The following is a 5,272-nucleotide window of genomic DNA, read 5'->3' on the forward strand; positions in this document are numbered from 1 at the left end:
GCGACACCCCAGGGGTGTTGTCCACGAAATTGGTGATCAGCCAGTTCAGGTTCTGTGCGGCCTGGCTCATCTGACTCAACTCAACGCTCCTGGTGGTTCGAGCCGCCGAAGAGATCGGTGCTGTTCTGCTGTCCGTTACCGGATTTCCCCGAGTCGGGGTCGATCCGGAAGCTACCGGTGGAACCGGGGTCGCCGCTCGCGTTGCGGCCCTGTTCGACGCCACGACGCAGGTTTGTCAGCCGGCCTCGGACCTCCTCGGGGCTGCGGGAGACCTGTGGGCCGTCCTGCGGAGTCGGCTTGGCGTTGCCCGCCACCAGGTTCTGCTTGGGAACCCGGCGGGGGAGACCGGAAGAAGTCGTACCGCCGGCGGCCGGCTCACGCAACTGCTCGGCGCGCTGCCAGTCACCGTCGTTGGCCGACTGCCACTCGCCGGCCGAACCGCCGGAGCGGGACGGAGCCGGGAGGGCGGGCGAGCCGGTGGGGCCGGTCGGCCCGTACCCGCCGAGCGCCGACACCTCGTGGCTCAGCGGCTCGGGGCCGCCCGAGGTGTCCTTGGCGCCGGTGAACCAGTTCGGCGTCTCCGCGCTCTCCTGGCCGACTGCCGGACGGCCGCCGAACCCGTTGCCGGAGGACACCGCCGAACCGCTCGCCAGCTGCTGGCCGGGCCTGCGCTGCGGCAGCCCCGAACCGAGGGTGTCGTGCCCGGAGGCCGCCGGGGGCAGCTCCGGCGGGTACGGGTGGCCGGCCGGCTCGTCGGCGCCGTACTGGTCCGCCTGGTAGTCCTGGTAGCCGCCCTGGTACGCCTGCGGCTCCTGGTAACCCTGCTGCTGCGGTGCCCGGCCGTAGGAGTCATCCTCCTGGTAGCCGGCGTACTGCTCCTGGGCGTAGCCGTCCGCCTGGTACTGCTGGCGGCCGTACGGGTCCTGGTACTGGGTGTCGCCGCCGTAGCCGTACTCGTCGGCGTACTGCTGCCGGCCCTCGGCGGGGTACTGCTGGTCGCCGTAGGCGTCCTGCTGGTACGTCGCCTCGGGCTGGTACGGCTCCTGCTGGTACGTCTCCGGCTGGTAGGCGTCCGGCTGGTACGCCTCCTGGGCGTACGGCTGGTGGCCGTACTCGTCCCGCTCCTGGCCCTCGACTCCGTCGATGCGCTCGACGCCGTCGAGCTCCGGGTCCGTCCCGGTCGGGCCGGCCTCCAGGGCCGCGCGGCGGTGCTGGTCCAGCCGCTGGGCGCGCTGCATGGCCTCCAGGGCGGGGCTGAAGCCGCTGCCACCGCCGGAGCCGGTCAGGTGGTCGTCGAAGCCGAGTTCGGCGGCACTACGGCCCTGGCCGATGACCTCCTGCGCCCACGGGTCCTGCTGCTGGGGCTCCTGCTCGAAGATCCGGGAGACGGTGAACTGCTCCTCGGGCTCCGGCATCGCGCGCATCTCGGTCAGCTGCTGCGGGAGCATCACCAGCGAGGTGGTGCCGGCCGACTCGCCGGACGGGCGCAGCTGGACGCGGATGTCGTGCCGCTGGGACAGCCGGCCGACCACGAAGAGGCCCATCCGGCGCGAGACGGTGACGTCCACCGTCGGCGGCTCGGCCAGCTTCTCGTTGATCTCGGCGAAGTCCTCGGCGGTGAGGCCGATGCCCTTGTCGTGGATCTCGACCAGCACCCGGCCGTCCGGCAGGCGGGTGGCGTTGACCAGCACCCGGGTCTGCGGGCTGGAGAACGAGGTGGCGTTCTCCAGCAGCTCGGCGAGCAGGTGGACGAGGTCGGTCACGGCGGCGCCGATGACCTCCGCCTCCGGGATGCCGGAGAGCTCGACACGCTCGTACTGCTCCACCTCGGAGGCGGCGGCGCGGAGCACGTCGACCAGCGGGACGGGGGTGTTCCAGCGACGGCCGCCCTCCTCGCCCGCGAGGACGAGCAGGTTCTCACCGTTACGGCGCATACGGGTGGCGAGGTGGTCCAGGCGGAAGAGGCTCTCCAGCTGGTCCGGGTCGGCCTCGTTGTTCTCCAGCTCGGTGATCAGCGCCAGCTGACGCTGGATCAGGCCCTGGCTGCGGCGCGACAGGTTGGTGAAGATCGCGTTGACGTTGCCTCGGAGCAGGGCCTGCTCGGCGGCCAGGGAGACCGCCTGCTGGTGGACCTGGTCGAAGGCGCGGGCGACCTCGCCGATCTCGTCCTTACCCCAGAGCGGGATCTGGGCGACGCTGGTGTCCACCCGGTCCGGGTCGGTCTTGGAGAGCTTCTCGACCAGGTCCGGCAGACGGTGGTTGGCGATCTCCAGCGCGGCGCTGTTGAGCACGCGCATACCGAGGATCATCGAGCGGGCGATGAACCCGGTCAGCAGACCGGCCAGCGCCAGCGAGGCGATCACGATCGCCGAGTTGAGGATCGCGTCGGTCTGGGCGCTGTTCTTGATGTTCGCGGCGTCGGCGACGACCTGGTCGAGCAGGGTCGACTCGGTGGTCTTCAGCGGGACCATGTGGCTCGCGGTGGCCTGCATCCACCGGTCGGGCGTCAGACCGGCGTCCTTGGCGCTCTGGGCGGCGGCAGCGGCGGCGGCCGTGGCCTGGGGGCTGTTGTCGCCCATGCCTGCGGAGGCCGCCTGGATGTACGCCAGGCCGATGTTCATCAGGCCCTGCATGGAGGGGACGGTCGTGCCGTCGGGCATCTTCAGCGCCGCGTGTGCGTCCGCATCCGCCTCGGCGACCAGCGCGTTGGCGTAGATCTGGATGTCCTCCGGCGGGGAGCCGGTGTTGAACTCGTTGAGCGAGACCTGCTCCAGCTTGTTGGAGACCAGCAGCGACTGGATCAGCTCGACGTTCTCGTACTTGGTGGTGCGGCCCTGGGCGATACCGACCAGCAGGCCGAGCATCAGCGAGCGCTGGGTCGACGCCGAGGCCTTGGACAGCGACATGGCGTAGATGGCACGGCCACGGCTGGTGACGCTGGAGTCACCGAAGCCGACGGAGTTGTCGTAGGCCATCAGCGGCCCCATCAGCGTCGAGTACGCGGCCTGGGTCGCGGTGGCGAACAGCTCCGGGCTGTACGCGTACTGGCGCAGGTGCGGGAGGTCGACCAGCAGCTGCTGGAAGGCGTCGTCGCGGCGCGCCAGCAGGGCGTCGGAGCCGACCTGCGAGTACGCGGTCTTGTAGGCGGCGAGCGCGGTGTCGGTCTTGGCGCGGAGCTTGGGGACGATGCCCTGGTCGTCGCTGCCGGTCAGCAGCGGTATCGCCGAGAGGTCGCGCTCGTTCTCCAGCGCGTCCGCCACGTCGGTCGCCGCGCGGGCCAGCCGGGCGGTCTTCTCGGCGTGGTCGGCCTTGGTGTAGTTGTCGAACGACGTGTTGACGCGCAGACCGCCGAAGACCAGGCCGATGACGACCGGGATCAGCAGAATGGCGACCAGTCGGGTCGGCACCCGCCAGTTGCGGGGTGCCAGGAACTCGTACCGGCCGGCGCGTGACTCCTTGCCGTCGGGACGCCTGCTCTGACCTGGCCCGGGAAGGGGCGGGGTCGCGGCGCCGACTGCTGCCGTCCGGTCCTCGGTCGGGGTGAACGCGGAGAACCCTGTGGGGTTCTGGCCGCTACCGGCCGGCTCGCTCTGGCGGGGCTCGGAGCGCCGCTGCGGGGTGACTGGCTGCTTACGCCTCACTCGACAACAACCTCTCGGCCGCGCACTGGCGGCCATGGATCAATCCAGCGGCTGTCCCCCCGCCTGACCGCAGCCCGTTGCTGGTTGGAACTGCCTTTGAAGACGACGGGGTAGCTGGAATTTCAACACGTGCTGGGATGGGGGACAAACAGCCCTTCGGCTCCGATATGCCCGGAACAATTCGGACATTCAGCGACGGAACCGGCAAAACCCGGGCTTGATGGTGCGGAGCGGGTCGATCTGATTACGCAGAGTTACTTTCGATCTTTAAATGCCTACCGAACCGTTATGCGCGGTCGCGGACATGCCCGCCGCCCCACCCGGGCGGGTAAGGAAGCGGGCATGGTTCCGACACCAATCGTTCAGCAGATCAGCGCAAGCGCGCCAGCAGTGCGTGCTCGACCAGGGTGATGAGCGCGCTCTTGGCGCTGTCCCGGCGGCGGGCGTCAAGGGTGACGACCGGGGTGTCGGGGCCGAGTTGGAGGGCTTCGCGGACTTCGTCGGCGGTGTGGGGCTGGTGTCCGTCGAAGCCGTTGAGGGCGACGACGAAGGGGAGTCCGCTGTTCTCGAAGTAGTCGAGGGCGGGGAAGCAGTCGGCGAGGCGGCGGGTGTCGACGAGGACGACGGCGCCGATGGCGCCGCGGACGAGGTCGTCCCACATGAACCAGAAGCGGTCCTGGCCGGGGGTGCCGAACAGGTACAGGATCAGGTCTTCGTCGAGGGTGATCCGGCCGAAGTCCATGGCGACGGTCGTCGTCGTCTTGCCCTGGACGTGGCTGAGGTCGTCGATGCCGGCGCTGGCGCTGGTCATGACGGCTTCGGTCCGCAGGGGGTTGATCTCGGAGACCGCGCCGACGAGCGTGGTCTTGCCGACACCGAAGCCACCCGCGACGACGATCTTCGCGGAGGTGGTGGCGCGGCTGGGGGCGGCCGCGTTAGAGCTTGCGAAGTCCACTGAGGACCCTTTCGAGCAGCGTGACGTCAGGCGTTCCGCCCGACTCGCCCGCAGCGGCGGGCTGGTGGATGGCGACAAGACCGGCCTCGGCCAGGTCGGCTACGAGAATGCGGGCGACCCCGAGCGGCACCCCGGCGAGTGCGGAGATCTCCGCGACGGACTTGACCTCGCGGCAGAGCGCCACGATCCGCTGGTGCTCCGGCAGCAGTCCGCTGGTGCGGTCGGCCGTCCCCGTGGTCGAGATCAGCGCCTCGATCGCCAGCTGGTACCGGGGCCGGGTGCGGCCGCCGGTCATCGCGTACGGACGGACCAGCGGCTGCTGCTCGTAGTCGTTGGACTGCTGGCCGCCGTAGCCACCGCTCTGCCGGTCGCCGTAGCCGCTGCCGTACCCACTGCCGTACGAACCGGCGGGCGTCGGGGGCGGGGTCATTGGTCCTCCTTGTGCTGCAGCCGTCCGCAGCGGGTCCAGCTGGGGGAGTGCCAGCTGAGGCGGTGTCAGTTGCCCGGGGGCAACTGGAGAAGGGGCGCCGGGCTTGGTCGGTCAGCCCGGCGCATCGGGGTGCCTGGATCGACGCGCCGGGGTCAGTGCAGCAGGCTGCCCTGAAGTTCCGCGCGAAGTGCGGGGGTGAGGACGGCGCCGGCTCGGTCGACGAGCAGGGCCATTTCGTATCCGACG

At 70.2% G+C, this 5,272-nt stretch carries 3 protein-coding genes and 1 pseudogene; all 4 read right to left on the bottom strand.

The window, feature by feature from the left end:
• Positions 1-80: 80 nt before the first annotated feature.
• Positions 81-3,641 carry a nitrate- and nitrite sensing domain-containing protein gene (locus P3T29_RS32350; RefSeq protein ID WP_280720254.1) on the bottom strand — a complete coding sequence of 1,187 codons (3,561 nt, stop codon included), beginning with the start codon at positions 3,639-3,641 and terminating at the stop codon, positions 81-83.
• A 370-nt stretch (positions 3,642-4,011) separates the two neighbouring features.
• On the bottom strand, positions 4,012-4,596 hold the full coding sequence (locus P3T29_RS32355; RefSeq protein WP_280720255.1) for an ATP/GTP-binding protein: 585 nt from the start codon (positions 4,594-4,596) through the stop codon (positions 4,012-4,014).
• On the bottom strand, positions 4,577-5,026 hold the full coding sequence (locus tag P3T29_RS32360; RefSeq protein ID WP_280720256.1) for a DUF742 domain-containing protein: 450 nt from the start codon (positions 5,024-5,026) through the stop codon (positions 4,577-4,579). The genes P3T29_RS32355 and P3T29_RS32360 overlap by 20 nt, the downstream gene beginning before the upstream one ends.
• 152 nt (positions 5,027-5,178) lie before the next feature.
• A pseudogene (locus P3T29_RS32365) lies at positions 5,179-5,272 on the bottom strand (roadblock/LC7 domain-containing protein); the annotation flags it as partial.

This window comes from Kitasatospora sp. MAP5-34, assembly GCF_029894335.1.
Lineage (GTDB): Bacteria > Actinomycetota > Actinomycetes > Streptomycetales > Streptomycetaceae > Kitasatospora.

Coding starts and splice junctions, on each gene's coding strand:
- P3T29_RS32360 (WP_280720256.1), bottom strand. CDS start 5,026: ATGACCCCGCCCCCGACGCCCGCCGGTTCGTACGGCAGTGGGTACGGC.